The sequence below is a fragment of the Pseudoalteromonas sp. GW168-MNA-CIBAN-0100 genome (assembly GCF_040309225.1).
Lineage (GTDB): Bacteria > Pseudomonadota > Gammaproteobacteria > Enterobacterales > Alteromonadaceae > Pseudoalteromonas > Pseudoalteromonas arctica.
This window is the reverse complement of the sequence record NZ_JBEOOL010000245.1, coordinates 1-354: the sequence shown is the minus strand read 5'-3', so window position 1 is coordinate 354 and position 354 is coordinate 1. Positions and strand designations below refer to the sequence as shown.

Annotated in this window: 1 protein-coding gene; it reads right to left on the bottom strand. The window is 38.7% G+C overall.

All coding sequences use genetic code 11. The annotated features are described in order from the left end of the window. On the bottom strand, window positions 1-354 hold a 354-nt coding region (locus tag AAEY62_RS20945), incomplete at both ends, for a class II aldolase/adducin family protein (protein WP_350636237.1).

Here is a 354-nt window from a genome sequence, read left to right as displayed (position 1 = left end):
CATATGGTTAGTATTGCCTAAATCATCTTGTAAGCGTTTTCGTTCATCATCGTTAACCGCTAACCCTTCGTAACCATGATACGAAAGCGACGGCAAAGAGAACATGGAATACTGACTTAGTGGCAATAAGCCATTTTTTTGTGTAGCAACAGCTATGGTTTCTTTCGTGTGTAAATGAATCACACAATGCGCATCGTCGCGTACTTCGTGAATTGCGCTATGAATAGTAAAGCCAGCTGGATTAATATTAAAAGGCGTGTCGTCAATAATATTGCCGCTTAAATCTACTTTAACTAAGTTAGAAGCGCTGATTTCATCAAAGGTTAAACCAAAGGCATTCACTAAGTAATGATC